Source organism: Sphingomonas sp. P3_C6 (genome assembly GCF_056402595.1).
Genome location: NZ_JBFUHB010000005.1, coordinates 50,032 through 72,546 on the forward strand (window position 1 = coordinate 50,032; position 22,515 = coordinate 72,546).

19 protein-coding genes and 1 pseudogene are annotated in these 22,515 nt (G+C 64.1%); 15 read left to right on the forward strand and 5 right to left on the reverse strand.

All coding sequences use genetic code 11. From position 1 onward, the window contains the following. The first annotated feature begins 52 nt into the window (after nt 1-52). The 14 genes from AC1DT7_RS07955 to AC1DT7_RS08020 all read left to right on the forward strand — a co-directional run bounded on the left by AC1DT7_RS07955 (nt 53) and on the right by AC1DT7_RS08020 (nt 17,551). Nucleotides 53-1,441, forward strand: coding sequence for a DUF1593 domain-containing protein (locus AC1DT7_RS07955; RefSeq protein ID WP_478035398.1), 1,389 nt, complete (start codon nt 53-55; stop codon nt 1,439-1,441). After that, entirely contained in the window at nt 1,438-3,150 is a 1,713-nt protein-coding gene (locus AC1DT7_RS07960; RefSeq protein WP_478035399.1) for an arylsulfatase, read from the forward strand. The genes AC1DT7_RS07955 and AC1DT7_RS07960 overlap by 4 nt, the downstream gene beginning before the upstream one ends. A 5-nt stretch (nt 3,151-3,155) precedes the next feature. Beyond that, nucleotides 3,156-4,850: a sulfatase family protein gene (locus tag AC1DT7_RS07965; RefSeq protein ID WP_478035400.1), complete on the forward strand. Its 1,695-nt coding sequence runs from the start codon at nt 3,156-3,158 to the stop codon at nt 4,848-4,850. Nucleotides 4,851-4,852: 2 nt separating this feature from the next. Continuing rightward, on the forward strand, nt 4,853-6,178 hold the full coding sequence (locus AC1DT7_RS07970; protein WP_478035401.1) for an MFS transporter: 1,326 nt from the start codon (nt 4,853-4,855) through the stop codon (nt 6,176-6,178). 20 nt (nt 6,179-6,198) lie between these two features. Further along, the gene (locus AC1DT7_RS07975) at nt 6,199-7,239 is read left to right on the forward strand and encodes a LacI family DNA-binding transcriptional regulator (protein ID WP_478035402.1); all 1,041 of its coding nucleotides are present in this window, start codon (nt 6,199-6,201) and stop codon (nt 7,237-7,239) included. A gap of 22 nt (nt 7,240-7,261) precedes the next feature. Continuing rightward, entirely contained in the window at nt 7,262-8,038 is a 777-nt protein-coding gene (locus AC1DT7_RS07980; RefSeq protein WP_478035403.1) for an IclR family transcriptional regulator, read from the forward strand. An 88-nt stretch (nt 8,039-8,126) separates the two neighbouring features. Continuing rightward, nucleotides 8,127-9,173, forward strand: coding sequence for a gentisate 1,2-dioxygenase (gene gtdA / locus AC1DT7_RS07985; protein ID WP_478035404.1), 1,047 nt, complete (start codon nt 8,127-8,129; stop codon nt 9,171-9,173). Continuing rightward, on the forward strand, nt 9,170-9,868 hold the full coding sequence (locus tag AC1DT7_RS07990) for a fumarylacetoacetate hydrolase family protein (protein WP_478035405.1): 699 nt from the start codon (nt 9,170-9,172) through the stop codon (nt 9,866-9,868). The genes gtdA and AC1DT7_RS07990 overlap by 4 nt, the downstream gene beginning before the upstream one ends. Continuing rightward, the gene (gene maiA, locus AC1DT7_RS07995) at nt 9,861-10,499 is read left to right on the forward strand and encodes a maleylacetoacetate isomerase (protein ID WP_478035406.1); all 639 of its coding nucleotides are present in this window, start codon (nt 9,861-9,863) and stop codon (nt 10,497-10,499) included. The genes AC1DT7_RS07990 and maiA overlap by 8 nt, the downstream gene beginning before the upstream one ends. Nucleotides 10,500-10,531: 32 nt before the next feature. Next, a complete protein-coding gene (locus AC1DT7_RS08000) occupies nt 10,532-12,112 on the forward strand; it encodes a sulfatase family protein (protein WP_478035407.1) in 1,581 nt (526 codons plus the stop codon). A gap of 77 nt (nt 12,113-12,189) precedes the next feature. Then, entirely contained in the window at nt 12,190-13,725 is a 1,536-nt protein-coding gene (locus tag AC1DT7_RS08005) for a carboxylesterase/lipase family protein (protein WP_478035531.1), read from the forward strand. A 35-nt stretch (nt 13,726-13,760) separates the two neighbouring features. Then, entirely contained in the window at nt 13,761-14,702 is a 942-nt protein-coding gene (locus AC1DT7_RS08010; protein WP_478035532.1) for a formylglycine-generating enzyme family protein, read from the forward strand. A gap of 354 nt (nt 14,703-15,056) precedes the next feature. Continuing rightward, nucleotides 15,057-16,931 carry a bifunctional diguanylate cyclase/phosphodiesterase gene (locus tag AC1DT7_RS08015; protein WP_478035408.1) on the forward strand — a complete coding sequence of 625 codons (1,875 nt, stop codon included), beginning with the start codon at nt 15,057-15,059 and terminating at the stop codon, nt 16,929-16,931. Between the two features lie 428 nt (nt 16,932-17,359). Beyond that, nucleotides 17,360-17,551, forward strand: coding sequence for a hypothetical protein (locus AC1DT7_RS08020; protein ID WP_478035409.1), 192 nt, complete (start codon nt 17,360-17,362; stop codon nt 17,549-17,551). A gap of 23 nt (nt 17,552-17,574) precedes the next feature. On the opposite strand, the gene AC1DT7_RS08025 is transcribed toward AC1DT7_RS08020, so the two are convergent. Next, the gene (locus AC1DT7_RS08025; RefSeq protein ID WP_478035410.1) at nt 17,575-18,207 is read right to left on the reverse strand and encodes a hypothetical protein; all 633 of its coding nucleotides are present in this window, start codon (nt 18,205-18,207) and stop codon (nt 17,575-17,577) included. Nucleotides 18,208-18,463: 256 nt separating this feature from the next. After that, entirely contained in the window at nt 18,464-19,660 is a 1,197-nt protein-coding gene (locus AC1DT7_RS08030) for a DUF1176 domain-containing protein (protein WP_478035411.1), read from the reverse strand. A 254-nt stretch (nt 19,661-19,914) separates the two neighbouring features. On the opposite strand from AC1DT7_RS08030, the gene AC1DT7_RS08035 reads away from it, so the two are divergent. After that, nucleotides 19,915-20,361 carry a DUF6438 domain-containing protein gene (locus AC1DT7_RS08035; protein WP_478035412.1) on the forward strand — a complete coding sequence of 149 codons (447 nt, stop codon included), beginning with the start codon at nt 19,915-19,917 and terminating at the stop codon, nt 20,359-20,361. 35 nt (nt 20,362-20,396) lie between these two features. Here the strand turns inward: AC1DT7_RS08035 and AC1DT7_RS08040 are convergent, their stop codons facing one another. The 3 genes and pseudogenes from AC1DT7_RS08040 to AC1DT7_RS08050 all read right to left on the reverse strand — a co-directional run bounded on the left by AC1DT7_RS08040 (nt 20,397) and on the right by AC1DT7_RS08050 (nt 22,340). Further along, a complete protein-coding gene (locus AC1DT7_RS08040; protein ID WP_478035413.1) occupies nt 20,397-20,696 on the reverse strand; it encodes an I78 family peptidase inhibitor in 300 nt (99 codons plus the stop codon). A gap of 149 nt (nt 20,697-20,845) precedes the next feature. Then, nucleotides 20,846-21,114: pseudogene (locus AC1DT7_RS08045) on the reverse strand (IS630 family transposase); the annotation flags it as partial. A gap of 98 nt (nt 21,115-21,212) precedes the next feature. Next, nucleotides 21,213-22,340, reverse strand: a complete 1,128-nt coding sequence (locus tag AC1DT7_RS08050) for a hypothetical protein (protein WP_478035414.1) — start codon at nt 22,338-22,340, stop codon at nt 21,213-21,215. Nucleotides 22,341-22,515 lie beyond the last annotated feature (175 nt).

Here is a 22,515-nt window from a genome sequence, read left to right on the forward strand (position 1 = left end):
CGATCATGCTGTTCCGCCTCCTTCTTTCCGGGCTTCTCGCAGGGGTGAAAGGTTGAACGGTCTCGCCTTCGCTCTGATGGCCGCCGCCGCCTCGCTTCCGGCGCATAGCGCGATCGCTGCGCCGAGGCCGGTCGCCGCGATCGATCGTCCGCGCGTCATCGTGCTGAGCGATATCGGCAACGAGCCAGACGATGCGGAATCGCTCGTCCGCTTCCTGCTCTACACTGATTGCCTTGACGTCGAAGGCCTCGTGGCCACCACGTCGGTGTGGCAGCGGGATCGCGTCCAGCCGCAACTCATCCGCGAACGGATCGACGCCTTCGAACGGGTGCGCTCCAATCTCGTCCGCCATTCGTCGGGCTACCCAAGTGCGGCGACGCTGCGAGATGTCGTCCGTTCGGGGCAGCCGCTGTACGGGATGTTGGGCGTCGGGAAGGGGCGCAACACCGCTGCCTCGCGACTGATCGTCGATGCCGTCGACCGTGCCGATCATCGTCCGGTCTGGGTGCTGGTCTGGGGCGGTGCAGTGGATCTCGCGCAGGCGCTGTGGCACGTTCGTGCGACGCGGACCCCTGCGCAGATTGCGGACTTCGTCGCGAAGTTGCGCGTCTATTCGATCTCCGACCAGGATGATGCAGGTCCCTGGGCGCGCACAACCTTTCCCAAGCTGTTTTGGATCGCCAGCATCCATGGCTGGGGCCAATATGACATGGCGACCTGGTCGGGCATTTCCGGCGACCGTCGCAACGCCGAACAATGGCCGGATAGCGCTCTTGTGATGGACCCATGGCTGGAGAAGCAGGTGCGCCGCGGACCGCTGGGCGCACTCTATCCGCTGCCGGCCTTCATCATGGAAGGCGATACACCGTCCTTTCTCTATCTGATCCCCAACGGGCTGGGCGACCCCGAGCGGCCCGATTTCGGCAGCTGGGGCGGGCGCTATATGCGCGCGGGCCTTAGCGGAGGACTGTTCGCCGATGCCAAGGACAGATTTACGCGCGACGGCCGCGTTTGGTCCGGCAATCAGGCGTCGGTCTATCGCTGGCGCGCGGCGTTCCAGAATGATTTCGCCGCGCGTATTGCCTGGTCGCTCGATGACAGGGCCAACAATGCCCCTGTCGTGGTCGCGCAAGGGGTGGCAGGGCTGGCGCCGGTGCGGATCCAGGCGAAGTCCGGCGAGATGGTCGCACTCGATGCTGGCGGCACCGCGGATCCCGACGGAGATGCGCTGGATCTTTCCTGGTGGCAGTATCGCGAGGTCGGGGGCATTCCCGGCCAGCCGCCGATCGCGATCGCAGATCCGGGGGGACCGCATGCCAGCTTCGTCGCGCCGCCAGTGAAGGCGTCGACCGATCTGCACATCATCCTGGAGGTCCGCGATCGGGGCACCCCACCGATCACGCGCTATCGTCGCATCATCGTGGAGGTGTCGCCGAAATGAGTCTCTCCAGGCGCCGGCTGATCGGAGCGTTGCTTGGCGGAAGCGCTTTACTGGCGGTCGCGCCAGGCTTCGCCCGCACACGCCGGCGGCCGAATATCGTTCTGATCGTTCTCGACGATACCGGTTATTCCGATTTCGGCTGCTTCGGCTCGGAGATTCGTACGCCGAACATCGACGCGCTGGCGGCCGACGGCCTGCGCTACACGCATTTCGAGAGCCGTGCGATCTGCACGCCGACCCGAGCCTCGCTGCTCACGGGGCGCAACAACCAGACCCTCGGTCTTGCCGACCTACCTGCCGGGAAACTCCAGCCGGTCGGGACCGGCAAAGATACCGGCGTGCTCGCTGCCAATGCCGAGACGGTCGCGCAAGCGCTTCAGGCGAGCGGCTACGCGACTTGCGCGATCGGCAAATGGCATCTGGCGCCCGACACCGAAGACGGCCGGTCCGGCAACAACGCTTCCTGGCCGCTTCAGCGCGGCTTCGACTATTTCTACGGCTTCGTCAGCGGCTGGTCCGATCAATACCGCCCGGATCTAGTCGAGAACAATGCGTCTTTACCGAAGCCGCACGAGCCGAACTATCACTTCTCGGTCGATATCGTCGACAAAGCGATCAGCAGGCTTGGCCAGGCCCGGGCGGAAACGCCGGAGAGGCCGCGCTTCCTTTATCTTGCCTTCGGGGCCACGCACGCGCCAATCCAGGTGCCGCAATCCTATGTCGAACGCTATGGCGGCATGTACGACAAGGGTTGGGACGCCATTCGCACCGAGCGGTTCGAGCGTCAGAAGCAGCTTGGCATCGTGCCCGCGAGCACGACCATGCCACCGGCGAATCCCGGGGACGAAAAATGGGAATCGCTCGATCCAGTCAAGCAGCGTGTCTATGCACGGTTCATGCAGGCCTATGCCGGCTTCCTCGAGCACGCCGACGAACAGATCGGTCGGCTGGTCGCGTCGCTCAAGGCAAGCGGGGACTATGACAACACCGTCTTCGTGCTGCTTTCCGACAACGGCGCCAGCGCCGAGCATGGCCAGACCGGCTCGGTTGGCCAACTCTACCCGCCCGCACACCTCAATGCCGCCGAACTCGACATGCATCTCGACGATATCGGCAAGGTCGAGATCGGGATGCAGAGGCCCTGGGGCATGGCGAGCAATACACCGTTCCGGCGCTATAAGTCCTGGCCCTTCGCCGGCGGCGTGCGAACCCCGCTGATTGTTGCCTGGCCGGGGCATCTGCAAGGCAAGGGCGCAATCCGTCACCAGGCGGTGGACGCGATCGACATCGCCCCGACGCTTGTCGATCTCGCGGGCACGCGGTTCGACCCCCGCTATCGCGGGCGACCGCAGATCCCGGTCGCCGGTGTCTCGATCCGCAAGACCCTGTTTCACCCCGGCGCGCCAGATCCGCGCGTGGTCCAGTTCTTCGAACTACGCGGCAATCGCGCGATCCGCGCGGGCAAATGGCGGGCGGTGGCGATGCACAGGCTGGGTACGCCGTTCGAGGACGATCACTGGGCGCTGTTCGACACCGCCGCCGATTTTGCCGAAGCAGACGACCTTTCTGATCGCTACCCGGCCAAGGTCGCCGAGCTGAAGTCGCTGTGGTTTCGCGAGGCGACGCGGTTCGGCGCGCTGCCGCTCAGCGAGGGGCCAGACTATGTCCGCAAACTCGATCGCTATCGCGACGCCTTTCTGAAGGATTGAGACCGATGAAGGGTAATACCGGATACCGCCGCGTCATCCTGTCGGGAGGCGCGGTCATCGCCAGTCTCTTGACTGCCATGCCGGCGATCTCGACCCCGAAACACCAGACGCCGGAGTCAGCCCAGCTACAACAGCAGGCAACCCGTCCCAATATCGTCTTCGTCCTGGTGGACGATCTGCGTTTCGACATGGTGGGGTTCCTCAACCCTGGGCTGAAAACGCCGAACATTGATTTCCTGGCGAGGAATGGCACCTATTTTCCCAATGCGGTGGTCACCTCGTCGCTGTGCAGCCCCAGCCGCGCGACAATCCTCACCGGTCAGACCGCTCGCAATCACGGCGTGATCGACAACAACAACAGTTCCGAAGAGGGGCTGACCTTCTTTCCCTCTTATCTCCGCAATGCCGGCTACCAGACCGCCTTCTTCGGCAAATGGCATATGGGCTTTGACAGCGACGCGCCCCGTCCAGGCTTCGACAAATGGGTGAGCTTCAAAGGGCAGGGGACCTATTTCCCCACCGAGCGGCTCAGCCCCGCTCAGCTCGCGTCGGGCGAGCGGCAGATGCTCAATGTCGACGGCAAACTCACCAAGCGCGCCGGCTACATCACCGACGAACTGACCGACTACACGATGGATTGGCTAGAACATAGCCGTGATAAATCGAAGCCCTTCTTCGTCTATCTGAGCCACAAGGCGGTGCATTCGGATCCGCTACCGCCCGATCGCTACAAGACCCAATATAGCGATCTGGACATCGAACTGCCCGATACGATGTCCGACACGCCGCAAAATACCGAAGGCAAACCGCTTTGGGTGCGCAACCAGCGCAACAGCTGGCACGGTGCGGATTTCCCGTACAATGGCGGTCGTGACCTGAAAGAGCAGGTGCGCGATATCTACCGTACGCTCTCGCCGGTCGACGAGAGCCTGGGGCGGATCCTGGCCTATCTGAAGAAGAACCGGCTCGAGAAAAACACGATGATCGTGTTCTATTCGGACAACGGCTTCCTGATTGGGGATCATGGCCTGATCGACAAGCGAAATGCCTATGAACCTTCGGTACGCGTGCCCATGCTGGTCTATGCGCCGGACCTGGGCGTTGGGAAGGGGGTGACCAACGACGCGCTGGTTCGCAATCTCGATCTGGCGCCCAGTTTCCTCGATGCGGCGCATATCGCCAAGCCCGCACAGATGGAGGGAACGAGTTTCCTGCCGCTGGCGGAGGGCAAGGTCGTACCGGCCGAATGGAATCCGGGCGACTTCATCTACGAATATTATTGGGAATGGACCTTCCCGCAAACACCGACGACCTTTGCGATCGAGCGCAAGAGACTGAAGTACATCCAATATCAGGGCGTCTGGGACACCGAAGAGCTATACGACCTTGCCAAGGATCCTGACGAGCGCCACAATCTGATCGACGATCCAGCGTATTTCGATGCCAAGGTGACCTTGCGTCACGCGCTGTTCGCGCAGTTGCAAAACGGCAAGGGCCAACACGCCGTGCCCTACACCGAGCGCACCAGTCCTGGCATCGTCTATCGAACCGAAGGGGGCGCCCATGCGGCCGACTTCCCCTCCAGCTGGTACAGGCGCCCCGATCTGCCGACGAAGATGAACAACATGTTCCCGGACAGTCGCGCCAAGAACAAGGCGAACTCCGCCAACAGGCCCTATTTCCCCCAAACGCCGGAATGACCATGACCGCATCCTCGGCCACCCCGTGGCCCTCCAAAATCAGCGCCTGGTACGTCGCGATCCTGCTGATGCTGGCCAATACCCTGGCCTTCGTCGATCGCCAGGCGATGGCGCTGCTGGTACAGCCGATCAAGCAGGATCTGCACATCTCCGATACCGATATCAGCTTGCTCTACGGGCTGAGCTTCACGATTTTCTACGTCGCCGTCGGCATACCTATCGCGCGGATCGCCGATCGCTCCAATCGTCGCAACATCATCGCGGGAGCGATCCTGGTGTGGAGCGTGGCGACCAGCATGTGCGGCCTGGTGCGTTCGTTCGCGGGGCTCTTCGCGGCACGGGTGATGGTCGGCGCCGGAGAAGGCGGGCTGACACCAGCGGCCTATTCGCTCCTGTCCGACTATTTTCCGAAGGAGCGGCTTCCGGCTGCGATGGGGGTCTACCAGATCGGCCTCTATCTGGGTGGCGCCTCTGCGCTGATCATCGGTGGGCTGATCTCGACTGCGATCCCCCCGTCCGCGACCGTCATGGTACCGGTGTTCGGGGCCCTCAAGGGCTGGCAGATCGTCTTCCTTCTGCTCGGTATCCCCGGGGTAGTGCTGACAGGACTGATGCTCACCATACGCGAGCCGCTGCGCCGGGGTATTCCAGTGGCGCAGGAAAGCGTTCCGCTAGCGCAACTGTTCGCCCATATCGGACAAAACAAGGGGGCCTATATCGGCATTACCCTGGGCTTCGCGCTGATGATCCTGGCGGGCAACGGCTCGAGCGTGTGGATCCCGGCCTTCCTTCAGCGCAGCTTCGGCTGGACCACTGCGCAGGTAGGCAGCCACTACGGTCCGATCGTTTTCTTCTGCGGCACCGGTGGAGCGCTGACCGGCGGTTTGGTGGCATCGAAGCTGCGCGCTTCGGGGCGGCCGGAAGCCAGCCTGCGCGCTTCTTTGTTCGGTTTCATCGCACTGGTGCCCATCACGGTAGCTTTCCCGCTGATGCCGACGGCCACTGGTGCGTTGATCATGATCGGTTTCATGAACTTCTTTGCCGGGTTCAACTTCGGCGGTGGCCTCGCAACATTGCTCGAGATGACGCCGAACCGCATGCGGGCCCTGGTATCGGCCTTCTACATGCTGACCATCAACCTGATCGGCGCGGCGCTGGGGCCAACGGCCATCGCGCTGTGCACCGATTACTGGTTCGCCGATCCGCAGAAGCTGCCACAGGCCATCTCGCTGGTCTGCGGAATCGCTTCGCCGCTTTCCGTGTTGGCACTATGGGTTGGGATGCGCAGCTATCGCGCCCGGTCCGCACTCATCCGGCAGGCGGCCTAGCAACGGCGAAACGGAGGACCATGGCAAGGGCGCGGCGCAAAGGTACAGGCGTCACCATACAGACGGTGGCCGAACATATTGGCGTATCGACGATGACGGTCTCCTATGTCATCAACGGCACCGGTCGCGTCAGTCCCGCGACGCGCGAAGCAGTGCTCGCGGCGGTGGAGGCGCTCGGCTATCAGCCCAATGCCGCCGCCCGGTCCCTGGCGACTGCCGTGACCTGCCGCATCGGCGCCGTCTATCAGAACGCCCAGAACGCCTTTTTGAGCGCGATGCTGGTCGGCGTGCTCAACGCCACCTCGCGGCTCGGAGCCCAGCTGACGATCGGCAAGGTCGATGCGCCAACGCTCGGAGATGCCGAGGCTACGATCCGCAATCTGATCCACCGAGGTGCCAACGGCATTCTGCTTGCCCCGCCATATGGCGAACTGGTGAGCGGTTCGAGATTGATCGCGGGCCTCGACGTGCCGGTCGCGGCCCTTGCCCATGGTGGTGACCTTCCCGACATGGCGACGATCGGCGTGGATGACCGGATGGCGGCACGGGCGATGGTCGAGCGGCTGATCGCGCATGGCCACCGCAGGATCGGGTTCGTCACAGGCCCCGACACGCACGATTCGACCCCGCTGCGGCTAGGAGGCTATCAGGACGCACTGCTTGCAGCAGGTCTACCACTCGACACCACGCTGGTGCGGCGGGGCCACTTCACCTTTGAATCCGGGCTTATCGCGGGCGGCGCTCTGCTCGATCTTGCCGAGCCACCCACCGCGATTTTTGCCGCGAATGACGACATGGCCTCCGGCGTCTCCTCCACTGTGCACCGCCGGAATCTGCGAATCCCACAGGACATCGCGGTCGCCGGTTTCGACGATGCACCGATCGCTGTGAAGATATGGCCTTCGTTGTCCACCGTGCGCCAGCCGGTCGAACTGATGGGAGAGCGCGCCACCGAATGGCTCGTCTCGCGCATCACAGGCCGCAGCGATGCCGATGCAGAACGTGCATTTCGAATGCCGTTCGACGTGATCGAGCGTGAATCGACCGCTTTCGATCGATAGCGCTGCAGCCTAAGGTGTCGTGATGACGGAAAACACGCTAGGCGAAGCGGACAAACGCCGCAGGGGAATCCAGTCGGTCGAGATCGGGCTGCATGTACTCGAAGCGCTGGCTGGGTTGGGCGAGGCATCGACACTGGGCGCGATCGCCCAGGCGAGCGGCATGTCGGGGTCGCAGACGCATCGCTACCTCGCCAGCCTCACCGCATCCGGCATGACCCAGCAGGATCCGGGCTCGGGCCGCTACGATCTCGGCCCGGCGGCACTCAAATTGGGGCTGAGCGCGCTTGCCCGCACCGATGCGTTCCGCGTCGCCGATACCGCGATCGAGGCGTATGTGCGCGAGACCGGCCGCACCGTCCAGGTCGCCGCGCTCGGCGCGCAAGGACCGACGGTGGTGCGATGGCACATGGGCCGGCCGGCGGTAATGACCTCGTTCGGCGTAGGTGCGGTGCTGCCGTTGCTCTATTCGGCAACCGGTCACATCTTCCTGAGCTTCGTCCCCGAGGTGGAAATCGAGGCACTGCTCGAGCGCGAATTGCCGGAGAGCGGCATGACCCTCGTCGAAGTCGAGGCGCTCAAGGCACAGGTCCGCGCGGACGGGCGCGCTTATGTAGAAGGCACGATGATCCCGGGGCTGCGCGCCGCGGCCTTTCCGATATTCGATCTGCAGGGCCGCGCGATCCTGAGCGCCACGGCGCTGGTGCCGGGTGCCTTCAAGTCGGGAGATGGTGGCGCGGCGCTCGAAAAGCTCGCCGATACCTGCCGGACCGTCAGCGCCAGCCTGGGTTGGAGCGGATAAATCGTTTGACATAGAACAACTGATTGCCCGATGGAGAATGGGTCGGCGAGCCAATTCGCCGCGAAACCCTCCCCAGTGAGTATCGGGCATGAGTCTGGCCAACGATCAGCAATCCCAGCTTGAACAATTATATGGGGAGATGGCGCCGTCACATCTGACGCCCTTGTGGGAGTCCCTTGCCGAATTGGTGCGGCCGCAACCCAAATCTCCGGCGCAGGTGCATCTCTGGTCCTATGAAGCGGCACGTGACTATCTGATGCGCGCCGGCGACCTGATCTCGGCCGAGCAGGCGGAGCGGCGCGTGCTGATCCTGGAAAATCCGGGGCTCAAGGGGCAGTCGGCTATCGTTCCCAGCCTTTACGCCGGGCTTCAACTGATTCTGCCGGGCGAGGTCGCGCCCAGCCATCGTCATGCCCAGTCGGCGTTGCGCTTCGTGATGGAGGGGGACGGGGCCTTCACTGCGGTGGACGGCGAAAAGGCGATTATGCGCCCGTTCGACCTGGTACTCACGCCAGGCTGGCAATGGCACGACCATGGCAATCCGAGCGACAAGCCGATGATCTGGCTCGACGGTCTCGACATCCCCATCGTCCGACATTTCGATGCGAGCTTCTCCGAGCGGCTGGAGCTCACGGAACATCCGGAGACGGTGGCGCCGGGCGATACGTTGGCACGCTACGGCCACAATATGCGCCCGATGCGCGGATCGCTGGCCGACCGGCGTCCATCGCAGCAGCCGCTATTCCATTACCCCTATGCCGAATGGCGCCCGGCGCTGAATGCGATGGCGGCCTCCGCTGAGATTGACCCGCATCTCGGCCATGCCCTCGAATTTCTCAATCCGGCAAATGGTGGTCCGGTGATGCCGACGATCGCGGCGCATGTCCGCCTGCTTCCGGCTGGCTTCGCTACTCGACCCCGCCGCACTACCGACGGCACCATATTCGTGGTCGTCGAGGGCAATGGCATCGCAGTCATCGAAGGCCGGGAAATCGCCCTCGCTCCTCGCGACATCTTTGTCGTGCCCTCATGGCACGAGTTGCGTCTGCAGGCGTCGGACACGCTCGTGCTGTTCGGCTATTCGGACAAGGCGGCACAGGAAAAGCTGAATCTCTACAAGGAGCAGAACGCGTGAAGACCCTTTTCGAACCCCAGATGCCGATCCTCGCTGCGACCAGCGACGGGAACGCGTTCCCAGTGCGCCGGGTCTTCTGCATCGGCCGCAACTATGCCGCACACGCCCGCGAGATGGGTCGCGACCCGGATCGCGAGGCGCCGTTCTTCTTCACGAAATGGGCAGAGACAGTGGTGCCAAGCGGCGCGACGATCTCCTATCCCAGCGAGACCGCCAGCTTCCATTACGAAGCCGAGCTGGTAGTCGCGATCGGCACTGCCGGGCGTAACATCGCCGCCGCCGATGCGCTGAACCATGTTTATGGTTACGCCGCCGGCCTCGACATGACGCGTCGCGACCTGCAGCTCGAGGCACGCGAAAAGGGCCGTCCATGGGATACCGGCAAGAATGTCGAGCAATCCTCGCCGCTCGGCCTGATCCACCCTGCCGAAATGATCGGCCATCCCGAGAGTGGCAGCATTACCCTGACCGTCAATGGCACGGTCAAGCAGCAGGCCGATCTCAACGAGCTGATCTGGGACGTGCCCGACGTAATCGCCTATGTCTCGCGCTTTTACCGGCTGGAGCCGGGCGACCTGATTTACACTGGTACCCCGGCCGGGGTGGGTCCGGTCGAGCAAGGCGATGAGATCGTCGTGTCGATCGCCGGCCTTTCCGATTGCGTCGTGACGGTGGGCTCGCCGGCACGTGACTGAAACAGTGACGCTCCATGGCTATTTCCGCTCGGGCGCGTCGTATCGGGTGCGCATCGCTCTCAACCTGAAGGGCGTCGACTATGCCGACGTCTTTCATCATCTTCGCAAGGGCGAGCAGAACGCGCCGGCCTATATGGCGCTCAACCCTCAGGCTTTATTGCCGACCCTGGAGATCGGTGAGGCCACGCTGACCCAAAGCCTGGCGATTTGCGAATATCTTGACGAAATCCACCCGGAGCCGCCGCTGCTGCCGGCGAATCCTATCGCCCGCGCGCGTGTGCGTGCCTTTGCCCAGGTGATCGCATGCGATACCCATCCCGTGCAGAACCTGAAAGTCCTCGCAAATCTGCGCGCGCTCGGCCTCGACGAGACACAGGTCACCGCCTGGGCGGCGAAGGTAATCGACGAGGGACTGGCGGCATGTGACGCGCTCATCGCCCGCACTGAGGGACCCTATTGCTTCGGCGAAGCAGTGACACTCGCAGACCTGTTCCTCGTGCCGCAGCTCGTCAATGCGCGCCGCTTCGGTGTCGCGCTGCGCTGGCCGCGTCTGCTCGAAATCGAAAAGGCGTGTCTCGCGCTCGACGCGTTTCAGAGGGCCGCGCCGGAGAACCAGCCCGACGCCGAATGAACGGAGCCCGCAAAGGGCCAGGGGAGGATAGAATGAGCAAGGCTTTTCCTCTTAGCCGCCGCGCGATGATCGGTGCGGCTGGATCGACCTTTCTTGCGGGGCTCGCCGCGCGGGCTGGCGCCGCTGGCGGAGCGCGGCCCAATCTGATTCTGTTTTTTCCCGATGAGATGCGTGCCGATGCGCTTGCCTGTTATGGCAATCCGGTCACGCGCACCCCGAATTTCGATCGGCTGGCGGCACAGGGCACACGTTTCGCCAATTGCCACGTCCAGACCCCGATCTGTGCAGCGTCGCGCTGCAGTATGCTCACCGGCCTTCCGACCAGCGCGACCGGCCATCGCGGGTTCGGCTATCTGCTTCAGCCGGACGAGCCCAACCTGTTCCGCACGCTGCGCGACGGCGGGTACGACACCTATTTCTTCGGCAAGAACGACGTTTTCGCGCCCGAAACCTTCGCGCGCAGCCTCACCGCGTGGGCCGATCCGCCGGCACCCGGCGCGGCGACCGGGGATCATGCCCCCGGCGCGCGTAGCGGCAGGCCCACTGGACCAACCACGATGCTGCTGCCCGCGGCCGGCGATCGCCGCGCGACCAGCGACTATGGCATCCTCCAGCGTGCCGTCGAGGTGGTCAAACGGCGTGAGCAGGACCGACCCTTCTGTCTGTTCCTGCCGATCTTCCAGCCGCATCCTCCCTATCGCGCACCTGCCGACTTCCACACCATGTACAAGCCCGGCGATCTCCCGCCGCTGATCCCGCCGGGCACTGAAGGACGCCCGGCCTATCATGCGGCGATCCGGGAGAAATACCGTCTGACCGAGGTCGGCGACGCCGAGTTGCGACAGGTACGGGCGGTCTATTACGGTCAGGTTTCCTATGCCGACTGGCTGCTCGGCGAGCTGATGGAAGCGCTGGAAAGTAGCGGGCGCGACCGCGATACCGCGCTGTTCGTCAGCTCGGACCATGGCGATTATGCCGGCGACTATGGCCTTATCGAGAAGTGGCATGGAGGGCTGGAGACCTGTCTCACCCATGTACCGATGATCGGCCGGGTGCCGGGGGGCGTGGCCGGCGGCGTCAGCGCCGGGATGACCGAACTCTACGATGTGCTACCGACCTTTCTCGATCTCGCCGGGCTGCAGGCGGGCCACACCCATTTTGCGCGGTCGATGATCCCGCAATTGCACGGCCGACCGGGCGACCCGGCGCGCGCCGCCTTCACCGAGGCGGGGATGAACCGCTATGAACCTCAGGCATTCGATTCACCCTCGGGCGGACTCTATGCGCGCAAATCCGAGCTGGCGGCGGAACGCCCGGCGTTGGTCGGCCGTGCCGCGTCGATCCGCACCCAGCGTTATACTTTCGTCCAACGCCCGCAGGGGTTGAGCGAGTTCTACGACCGCCAGGCCGATCCGAGCGAGACCGACAATCTGATCGGCCAGCGCAGCCACGCCAAGGTGGAGGCCGCGCTCGAGCGGCGGCTGCTGGACTGGTACATCAACACGACCGGCGTCCCCGCCGACACGCGCAACAGCCGCGATGTGCCCGCATTCACACCGCCGCTCGCGCCCGCGTCCGATCCCGCAGCGACGATCGGAATCCTCGACCAATGAGCCCATGGAGTTTCCCGATGATCCAGCGAACTTCCACTGCGCTCCGCCTTTCCATGCTGGCTTTGGCTGTGGTGACGATGCCCGCGTCCGCCGGGACCGGTGATGCCGCGCAGCTGAGAACCTTGTCGGGTCCTATTGAAGGTCGCATCGAGAATGCGGTTGTGGGGTTCCGCGGCATTCCGTTTGCCGCCCCGCCGGTCGGGGAGCTACGCTGGCGCGCGCCCCAACCGGTCGCCCCGTGGAAGAGGGTTCGCGCGACGCGAGATTTCGCGCCCGTCTGCATGCAGCAGATGGTTCCAATGGACGAGCCGCAGCTGACCCAGCCGTCGGAAGACTGCCTTTATCTCAATGTCTGGAAGCCGGTCGCCATGGCCGCCAAGGCGCGCCCGGTGGTGGTGTGGATTCATGGCGGCGGCCTGACGAATGGCGGTGCCGCGTCGGACATTTTCGACGGATCGACCTTTGCGAGGGACGGTATCGTCGCGGTCACGCTCAACTATCGCCTCGGGCGGTTCGGTTTCTTCGCCCATCCCGCGCTGAGCGCCACGAAGGAAGGGGCGACCGGCAATTTCGGGTTCATGGACCAACTCGCTGCCCTCAGATGGGTACAATCGAACATCGCGCGCTTCGGCGGCGATCCGCGCAACGTGACGGTGGTCGGCGAGTCCGCCGGGGGCATCTCGATCCTGACGCTGATGGGGTCGCCCGCCGCCAAGGGGCTGTTTGCGCGGGCCGTGGTGATGTCAGGCGGCGGACGGAACCTGCTCGCGCCCAAGACGCTGGCCGAGGCCGAGCAGAGCGGCGTGAGGTTCGCCGCGAGCGCCGGGATCGCGCAGACGGGTCGGCAAGCACTGGCGCAACTGCGCGCGCTTCCTGCAGCTAAGGTTTCGGAAGGGGTGTTCATGGCGATCGGCAAGGCGCCCGGCAACGACACCTATGTTGGCGGCGGGCTGATCGACGGCACGTTGATCACCGCATCGAACGAGCAGATCTTCCGCGCGGGACAACAGCTGAAGGTGCCTCTGATTATCGGGGCGACCTCCGAAGACGCGCCGATCGGCGCGCAGCCGGGGGACAAGGACACCCTGTTCGCCGCGTTTGGTGCTGACGCTCCCGCTGCGCGCGCAGCCTATGATCCCGATGGAAGTGCCGATACCGACCTAATCCGCCGGGCAATGGCGCGCGATCGCGCATTCCTCGAGCCGGCGCGGTTCATTGCCGCCTCAGTACAGCGCAGCGGTCAGCCAGTCTGGCACTATCGCTTCTCCTATGTCGCGCAATCTCTGCGGCCTGGCGTAACCGGCGCCCGCCACGCCAGCGACGTGCCATATATGTTTCGCACTGTGGCGGCGCGCTACGGCGACAAGCTGGCACCGCTTGACCAGCAGCTTTCTGATACCTTCCACACCTATGTCGAGAATTTCGCCAGGACCGGCAATCCCAACGGCGCGGGACTTCCGGCCTGGACGCCCTTTCGCGCCGGCGACCTGAATCTGCTCGACCTGGCATCGGACGGGCAACCGCGCATGACCCGCGACCCGTTCGCCGCGAGGCTGGCCGTGACCGAGCGGCTGTCCGAGGCGCGTTCATCGGGTTACGAAAGCAGGGAATGACAGCCGAACCCACCGAACCTCCCGACCGCCCAGGAATGCGCTTCATCGAGGGCGGACGCTTCGCAATGGGCTCGGAGCGCTTCTATCCGGAAGAGGCGCCGGTGCGAACGGTGGAGGTGGCCGGCTTCTGGATCGACGAAGCGCCGGTCAGCAATCAGGAGTTCGCCACGTTCGTCGCAGCAACTGGGTACGTCACGACTGCCGAGATTCCGCCCAAAATAGAAGACTATCCCGATCTCTTGCCAGAGATGGCCAAAGCGGGCTCGCTGGTATTCGAGGAGACCGCTGGCCCCGTCGACATGCATGATGTTGCAAACTGGTGGCATTTTGTGTTCGGCGCGGACTGGCGCCATCCCTATGGGCCTGCGACCAGCCTGGCGGGCATTGAGGACCATCCCGTCGTCCATGTCACCGCGACCGACGCGGAAGCCTATGCGCGATGGGCGGGCAAGGCGCTGCCGAGCGAGGCCGAATGGGAATATGCTGCGCGCGGCAGCCTGGCGGACGCTGACTATGCCTGGGGCAGGGAACTGGCGCCTGGCGGAGCAATGCTCGCCAATTACTGGCAGGGTCTGTTCCCGTTCGCCAACCAGATGCTCGACGGATGGGAGCGCACCTCCCCGGTCCGAACCTTTCCTGCCAATGGCTTTGGCCTGTTCGACATGATCGGCAATGTGTGGGAGTGGACTGCCGACTGGTACGGTGTCACCAAACCCGCAAAGCCCAAGGCGGGGAAGGGCTGTTGCGAGATTCCGCGCAACCCGCGTGGCGTCCGCGAGCGCGAAAGCCGTGATCCCGCGACGCCGGGGATACACATCGGCCGCCGGGTGCTAAAAGGGGGATCGCATCTCTGCGCGGCGAATTATTGTCAACGCTACCGTCCGGCGGCGCGTCATCCGCAGATGATCGATACCTCCACCAGCCATATCGGATTTCGCTGCGCCATTCGCCCAGGCGACGCAGACCGGCGGCGCTGAATTCTGCTTGACCATAAGCTAGAAAAAAACTGGACGCGCGGGCACCGGATCATGGACACCACCAGCGCGGAACCTTTCGCTCAATCTGCCCACTATCAGCATGGAAGTCGCTACGGCCTTGCGCTGGGAAAAGCGGCAGCGAGAAGTCTGGCTTCTCATCCCACATTCTTGCCGACGCTTGGTCATTATAACGGACTCGAAATAAATCGGTGCCGTAATCACTTTATATGCTCACGATATTATTTGAAATTAACCCAATAACATCACGCGACGTTGACGGCTTTTGCCTAGGGTCTTCGGGTACCCCTGTATGATTGGGCTGCCGTGCTTCCCCTCCAAAACGTTATTCTCGAGATGATCGCGACAGGATGCGCGCTGAAAGCCACGATCGACCGGCTTTGCGAGGAAGTCGAGACGTTGCTGCCGAACGGGATCTGTTCCGTCCTGGCGGTTGATCGCGCTGGCTTCCTGCGTCCGCTGTCGGCACCGAGTCTCCCGTTGGACTACTCTGCCGCCCTTGATGGCGTGCCGATCGGACCCGAGGCCGGCTCCTGCGGCACCGCCGCCTATATCAACGGGCCGGTCGTATCAGCGGACATCGCGACGGATCCCAAATGGGCCGGGTTCAAGCACCGTGCCTTGCCGCTCGGACTGGTGGCGTGCTGGTCCAGTCCCATCAGCGACGCGGCCGGCGTCGTGCTTGGGACGTTCGCGATCTACTATCGCGAACGGCGTGGCCCCACGGCGGAGGAAAAGGGGATCGTCGCGCTGTGCACGCATCTTTGTGCGATCGCGCTGGAACGACACGACCGGGTGATCGAGCGGGAGCGCAAGGCGAACATCGACGACCTGACCGGCCTGCTGAACCGCGCTTCCTTCAATCGCGCGCTGGCGGACCTCAGCTGCGACGAGCCGGGTACCTGGTCGATCATGATCCTGGATCTCGACAATCTGAAGGTCACCAACGACACGTTCGGCCATCATGTCGGCGACGCGCTCTTGCGGGAGGTCGCGTCCCGGCTCGCCGCCGCCTCGGCGCCGGCCAAGGTCTTTCGGATCGGAGGCGACGAGTTTGCGATCATCTGGGAGACGCCGGAGGACCTTCGAGATATCTCCGGTAGGGCGCAGCGGCTTCTCGATTGCCTGGCCGAACCGGTTTCCTGCGACGGACACCAGATATCTCCGCAGGCGACGATCGGCGGCGCGGTACTGTCGATCGGGGATGCGACCGCCGAGGCTGTCCGGCAGAAAGCGGACTTTGCGCTTTATCACGCCAAGGAAACGGGCAGGGGCGGGTTTGTCCGCTACTGGCCGGGGATCGGGACGGCCATCACGAAGCGGCTGACGGCCATTCGCGATCTAGGCGAAGCGCTCCGCGAGGGCCGGGTCGAGGCCTATTATCAGCCGATCTTCCGCCTCGACACCCGCGAGATCGTCGGCGTCGAGGCGTTATGCCGCATGATAACCGCAAGCGGCGACATAATCCCGGCCGCAGCGTTCAGCGATGCGACGTCGGACGCGCAGATCGCCTGCTCGCTGACGGAGCGCATGCTGGGCTGCATCGTCGCCGACATCCGGAAATGGCTCGATCTTGGCATCCCGGTCCAGCATGTCGGGCTGAACGTGTCCTATGCCGACGTCCATCGCGGCAAGCTCGGCCGCCAGCTTAGCGCAGCGTTCGCGGCAGCGAACGTGCCGCTCAGCCACCTCATCGTCGAGATCACCGAGAATGTTTACATGGGGCGCCGCGATCATGTAATCGCGCGCGAGATCAAGGCGATGCGCGAGCTCGGACTACGGGTCGCGCTCGACGATTTCGGCACTGGTTTCGCGTCGCTCACCCATCTGCTGACGGTCCCGGTGGATGTCCTCAAGATCGACAAGAGCTTCGTCGACAGTCTCTCTCCCGGAAACCCTAGCAGCGTGATTGTCGGGGGACTGTTGAGCATCGCCGAACAGCTCGGCATCCGTGTCGTCGCCGAGGGCATCGAGACCGAGAACCAGGCGGCGCAACTGAGCGCGTTCGGCTGCGTCCTCGGGCAGGGCTATCTGTTTTCGCCGGCCGTCGATCATGATGCGATGACCGACCTGCTGCTCCGGTTCGCGCAGCCACTGCCCGCCGAAGCAGCGTCGGTGGCCACGGAGCGGGCGCACGTTGGTGGTGCGGATGTCGGCCCCGATAAGCGCGCGCGTCTTGGCGCACGGGGGGCGGTGAAGCGACGGGCGTAAGCCCGTATCACCGCAAGCGCCCGTTCAATCGACGGCGTCGAAGGCTGAACGGGCCTCCCTGATAGCGGCGTGGCTGCGGTCGCCATTCGGGATAAGGGTGTCGAGGTCCGTGTCGCGACCTATTCCCGGCGGGAGACGCTAGCCAGCGCGCTTGCAGGTGTGGATCGCCTCCTGCTGATTTCGAGCAATGAAATCGGCCGGCGGGGTGCCCAGCATCGCAATGTGATCGTCAGCGCATGAAGGCGGTCGGAATTGGAGAAGAGCCAGGCGTCCATCCCGATCCCTGTTCCTGTCACGCGTCGGCAGCGTCGACATGGATAGCGAACGAGGCGCCGACCTGCTGGCCGCCGTGCATATTGCGGGCGCGCCGGCACTGGATTGCCGAATCGGATTCGACGCGGAGCCGGATTTGGGCGATAGGGCGCGCGATGACAACGATCGAAACCTATCTTGCCAATGCCGCAGCCCAGCGCGCCGCAGCCGAAAAGACTAATCTGCCGAACCGCCGCGAGATGCATGAGCGGTCCGCGGTCACTTGGGAAACCATGGCCCGCGCCGCCGAGGATACGCTCGGAAGGGCGGCGGTGAACCTCGCCTCAAAGATGAGCGCCGGGGGCTGAGTGCTGCCCCGGGCTAAGCTGGGTCACAGCGGCTTACCGTCCTTGTCGATGAGGTCGATCCTGTAGGAACAGCCGTAGAGCGTTTTGCCCGGGTGGCTGGCCACGTTCGAAACATTGCGGCCGATGACGGTGTGCGTGCCGAAGCTTTCCCCGGCCGCCGCGGGCTCGGTGCGATCGATGAGTATCTTCTCGCCGAGAAATTTGCGGGATTTGGTCGCTGCCTCGATTTCCTGAGGTGTGGCCTTGCCCGATGCGATCATGGCATCGATCAGCGGATTGGGATCGGCTGCGTTTTCGATACCCTGCTCCCGCGCGAGCACGGCCGGATCGGCGAGGTCGAGAATGGCGAGAACGCCGTTCGACGTGAACGCGATACGGCGTGTGCTGTAATGCCCGGCCACCGTGATCGGGGCGGGCAGCTCATACTCGTTCATGAGAAAATTCTTGGTCTTGATCGGCACCCAGCGGCGCTTGACGGCGATCTTCTCCTCGCCATTCAGCGCCAGCGCAAAGCCATTATAGGCCGGCGCGTCGAGCCGGCATTCGATGGCGTCGACCACATCGATGCGATCGGGATCGGGGCCCTCAATGGCCTGAGCTGACGCGGCGAGCGGAATGGCGGCGGCCATTGCCGCGACAAGGAACATGGGTTTCATCGGCTTCCCCTCTAGCTGTGAGCTTGCCGCTTGTCGTCCCTCAAGGCTGCGAGACCGCGGCGGGTGGTGTGCCCGCAAATTGATGCGCGAGCGGCGCGTGGCGCGGGCTGACCTGAAACGAGCTATGCGAGGCAACCGCCCTCCGCTTCGCCAGTTCTCCCGGGCGAAAGGATTTGACGATGCCCCTGAAGCTCAAAGGGTCGTGCCGTTCACGGATATCAACTTCACGGCCGGCTGCGGATGGCCGGTGGCGAGCCTAGCGGACCGAACGAAACAATGTCGGCCAATCTCCCGGCTCGATTCCGCCGCAGGATTGCTGCAGCGTCATTTCCGACAGCTGGAAAGATCGTCCGTCCCAGATCCAGCTTGCCGACATCCCGCAATCGGCAAGGCCACGGCCCTTTGCCGCCATGCTGAGCGTGCCGGTCTCTGGATCGAAGGCGCCTTCCGTGAAATAGGCCGCATCGGCGCGGTCGGATCCATTGCCAAGATACGGGGTCGGGGCGATCAGCCGGCGCGCGGTGCCGCCGCGCCGTGGCGCGATGAAGGCAAGCGAGGAACCCTGATATGCCCCCATGATGCAGGGGATCAGCACCAGCGCCTGGCTGTCGTCGAGCGCGTGCGCTTCCGGCGCTTGCGGCGTCTCCTCGCACCCTTCCTTCTCGAACAGGGCTTTCTGGTTTGCCCGGACGGCCTGGATCAGCCGTTGCTCCTCGCCTGCTGCCAGGCGCGCGCGGACTGGATGGTTGGGAATTCTCGGCAGCGCTGGCGGCGCAGGAACCTGCGATGCCGGCTTCGCGCCTGGCCGGAGCAGCGCGGTCGCGCCGCCGACCCTTTGCTGCCGGTCATCGAGGCGAAGCATGGCCGCGGCGAAGCCATCGAGCGGCACCTCCTCGTCTTCGCCAAGCGTTACTTTCGACGCATTGCGCAGCTTCTGTACAAGCGCGCGTATCGCCCCAAGATTATCGGTAGTGGCCGTGGTCTCGCCGTCGGAAGTGGTGATGTCCCACGCCGGCCCGGCGAGGCCCGCCGGCCGCCCGTCGATCCGGACGTCTCCCAGCGCGAACCCATGGGTGGCGCTGATCGAAGCGACCAGCGATCCTCTCGGGCCAGCATCCCGCTCGATCCTGATCTCGGAACCCTGGTAGCTGTCGCGGACGCCCTTAGCGACGCAAGTGAGCGCGTTGTCGCATGCGACGAACCAGGATCCGTAGGTGTCATAAGACTGGACCGGGTCGCGCGGCGGTGACGCTGCGACCGACAAGGTGGCCGTCGCCACGAGAAGGAGGATCGATCCTGTGCAGCTGGCTTTCGCCAACGTCGCCCGCTTCCGCAATGACAGGTCCTTATTGGCATATCGCCTGGGCCGCAGGAACGATGACCAGACCAACTCGGCTCTGGCCGGCATATCGACATAGGTCCGGACCCTGGTGAAGAACGCGTCTATGCTCATGATCTGGATCCGTGACTCGGCGAGGGGGCTTAACGCGGCCGTCCCATCGCCGGCGGGAAAAGGCAATTCCGGTGGCGTGTTTCGCTCCTTTCGTCCGATTGGCGAACGGATCTCTTCGTATTGGAGTCGATAGTCTCATTGTCAGGAGCAGCACAATGTCCCGAGCAACCATCCGGAAAGAGCAAAATCCTATTTTCAATAGCCGCTGCCCCGCAAACCTGCAGTGCGTCGGCACGCATGGCGGCCGTCTTTAGATGAGAGCGATCCTGATGATGGGCGTCTTGTTGGGATGCACCCCGACGGACCAGAGCGCACCGGTCCCGATCACCTTTTCGACCGGCGTCTGCGAGGGCACATGTCCGGCCTGGACAGCGACCGTGACGGAAGCTGGCGGCGTGTTCCGCGGCGGCCAGTTCTCGCGGGTGACCGGCAAGCGGCGGTTCGCCCTCAGTCCGCAGCAATATCGAGCGATCGCGTCGGCGCTTGCGCCAATCCGCCCCAGGGGCGAGCAGACGCTCTATCCCGGTCAGCCTGGCTGCGAGCAGGCCCCCACTGACATGCCCACGATCCAGGTAAGCTGGGGTGATCGCGACCGGCTGATTTTCTATACCGGCTGCGAAGGAGCCCGGAATTCGCGTATCCGCGACGCGCTTCTGAAGGCTGAGCAGCTACTGCCGGTCAGCAGCCTAGCGGGCGGCTGATGGCCAGGTTCGAGCTCAGCCGGCGCAGCTTGCGCTCACCCGCAGCTGGCTTGCACGACTTTCCGGTCAGGATCGATGGCGATCGTGAGGCGATTTTGTCGGAAATCGTGCGTGACCGGATCACCGGGCGCGATCCGTCGGATCAGCTCCGCGCCGGTGCGCTGCCTGAGCTCTATATCATTCGGAGCCGCAGAACCGACGAGCGCGGCCGCCGCCTCCGAGCGGCACGCCTGCGGTGTTGCGCTGTCTCGAGGTTCGGGGCTCTCCTGTACGGTCGCCGAGCATGCCGTGAGCAGTCCCGAGACGGCCACAAGCGTTGACACCATCACTTTCATCCGCGCGATACTCCTTGCCGTGTCGTCTGTTTCATCCACTCTTCGATACCGAGCCGCTGCGCCAGCATGCGAAGGACCATGTCGAGATCATCGCCTTGTCCTTCGCGGCAACCGCCGAGATGGGTCGCCACCGTCTTCTCGCCAGCCGGCCTTGTCCAGGCGAAGCAGCAGTGATCGACGATGTCGTCGCAGGATTTGAAGATGCGGTTGGACAGCCAGCTGTCGGGCATGATCAGTTCAGCCGAGCCGTGCCATCCCGCCTGATCGAGCAACAGGTCGGCGCGCGCGCCCGGCGCGACGTGGAAGGCGATTTCTTCCAGATGCATGGTCATCGCCTCGCCGTTGCAGCGAGCCATGACGATGCCGGCGCCCTTTCCTTCGGCGCTGAAGGGCGGGTGCCACGCCTGGCCCAGCGCCGGGTGGGTGGTCGGGGTCGCGACTCGGCGCGGGCTTGTCGGATACCGTCTCTCCGACCCTGCCCCAACAGGACATAATCTCAGCCGCTGAAGCATCCCGTCAGCATTCCCGGCGAGGGTCACTGCTTGATTTTGGAGCCTGAGCTCTCTCGGCGTGATGAGGGTCCTGGTCCGGTGGGACTAAAGGCAATCGCGCTGACGGTTGCGAACATCCGTAATCCGCCCTGTCCAGCCACATGACGCAGGTAGGCGCTGCGATGAGTTCGAGTTCGTGCGTCACTCGCCAAGCCGGATCGAGAAAATGGAGGGCGCCTCTGGCCCGGACGCGCGCGCGGCGAGCCGAGAATTGAGATGCGCCCACCACGATTTCCCGATCGCTCGCTGCGAGCCCGCGCGTCATCATCGTGCTGATCCGCTTGGCGCGCCCGTCGAGCGCGATCAGTTCCCCCGCCGGCGAGCCGCACGCGAGCAGCGTCCCGTCCGGCAGGCATGCGAGATCGTGGCATCCACCGTGCGGCAAATCCCAGGCGCCCATTTGCCGCCAGCTCCGGTCGAGCACCAGGATCTGGCTCGACCGGCCGCTCGGTCCGTCGCCGTTGTGAAGCATCAGCAGAATGTGATCGCCAACCGCCAGGATCGCGTTCACATGCCGGTAGCCGCGATCCCAGGCACCCTGCTCGGCGGCAGCAAGCGGCTGGGGGATATCCAGAGGACTGCCGTCTTCGGCGAAGGCGAGAACGCGCTGATTATACGTGTCGAGGACGCACAACCGGTCGCCGACGAAATCGATCTGATGGCAGCCATTGTCGAGCCCTTCGACGAAGACGTCGCGCTCGATAATCCGGCCGCCTCGCCGCCGCAGCCGGATGATCCTGCCGAGATTCGTCGGTGCGTGGGGGAGGTCGCAGGACTCGAAGGCGTAGATGAGGTCGTCGCGAAGGGTCAGGCCGAAGAACAGGCCATGGGCGACCAGCAGGGCATGCTCGCGGTCGGCTGCGAACAGGCCCTGCCGCGACGAGACGAGAAGTGGCAGGTCGCCGATATCGGATTCGACGACCCGGACTTCCCGCCGCGCATAGGCTCGTCGCGCGAGCGCCAGTGAAATCCGTTCCTGCGCCGCTTCATCGAACATGCGGCAACGTCGACATTTGGCTTGGCTCACCCATGGAGCGCGAATATCATGATTGTGCGGGAAACCTAGCCTCGCTTGCACCCGGCTGCGTTCCAAGTCATTGCGACGTGTAATCTTCAGCCTGGATCATAACCATTGCCAGCGACGCAATTGCTCTTCCCGCCCGCGCCGCGCTTCTCCCTCAACGGCCGCCGCCGACTTGCCGAGGCGCGGCTGGCGCAGGCTTTGCTCGATCGGCCGGGACAATACGCCTTGGCGGCGTTGCGCCGAG

Excerpts from the sequence above, each read along its gene's own strand:
- AC1DT7_RS08010 (WP_478035532.1), top strand. The coding sequence starts at position 13,761 with ATGCGCTTCATCGAGGGCGGACGCTTCGCAATGGGCTCGGAGCGCTTC.
- AC1DT7_RS08005 (WP_478035531.1), top strand. The coding sequence starts at position 12,190 with ATGCCCGCGTCCGCCGGGACCGGTGATGCCGCGCAGCTGAGAACCTTG.
- AC1DT7_RS07980 (WP_478035403.1), top strand. The coding sequence starts at position 7,262 with ATGACGGAAAACACGCTAGGCGAAGCGGACAAACGCCGCAGGGGAATC.
- AC1DT7_RS07965 (WP_478035400.1), top strand. The coding sequence starts at position 3,156 with ATGAAGGGTAATACCGGATACCGCCGCGTCATCCTGTCGGGAGGCGCG.
- AC1DT7_RS08015 (WP_478035408.1), top strand. The coding sequence starts at position 15,057 with ATGATCGCGACAGGATGCGCGCTGAAAGCCACGATCGACCGGCTTTGC.
- gtdA (WP_478035404.1), top strand. The coding sequence starts at position 8,127 with ATGAGTCTGGCCAACGATCAGCAATCCCAGCTTGAACAATTATATGGG.
- AC1DT7_RS08040 (WP_478035413.1), bottom strand. The coding sequence starts at position 20,696 with ATGAAAGTGATGGTGTCAACGCTTGTGGCCGTCTCGGGACTGCTCACG.
- AC1DT7_RS08030 (WP_478035411.1), bottom strand. The coding sequence starts at position 19,660 with ATGAGCATAGACGCGTTCTTCACCAGGGTCCGGACCTATGTCGATATG.
- AC1DT7_RS07960 (WP_478035399.1), top strand. The coding sequence starts at position 1,438 with ATGAGTCTCTCCAGGCGCCGGCTGATCGGAGCGTTGCTTGGCGGAAGC.
- AC1DT7_RS08020 (WP_478035409.1), top strand. The coding sequence starts at position 17,360 with ATGACAACGATCGAAACCTATCTTGCCAATGCCGCAGCCCAGCGCGCC.
- AC1DT7_RS07975 (WP_478035402.1), top strand. The coding sequence starts at position 6,199 with ATGGCAAGGGCGCGGCGCAAAGGTACAGGCGTCACCATACAGACGGTG.
- AC1DT7_RS08035 (WP_478035412.1), top strand. The coding sequence starts at position 19,915 with ATGAGAGCGATCCTGATGATGGGCGTCTTGTTGGGATGCACCCCGACG.
- AC1DT7_RS07970 (WP_478035401.1), top strand. The coding sequence starts at position 4,853 with ATGACCGCATCCTCGGCCACCCCGTGGCCCTCCAAAATCAGCGCCTGG.
- AC1DT7_RS08000 (WP_478035407.1), top strand. The coding sequence starts at position 10,532 with ATGAGCAAGGCTTTTCCTCTTAGCCGCCGCGCGATGATCGGTGCGGCT.
- AC1DT7_RS08025 (WP_478035410.1), bottom strand. The coding sequence starts at position 18,207 with ATGAAACCCATGTTCCTTGTCGCGGCAATGGCCGCCGCCATTCCGCTC.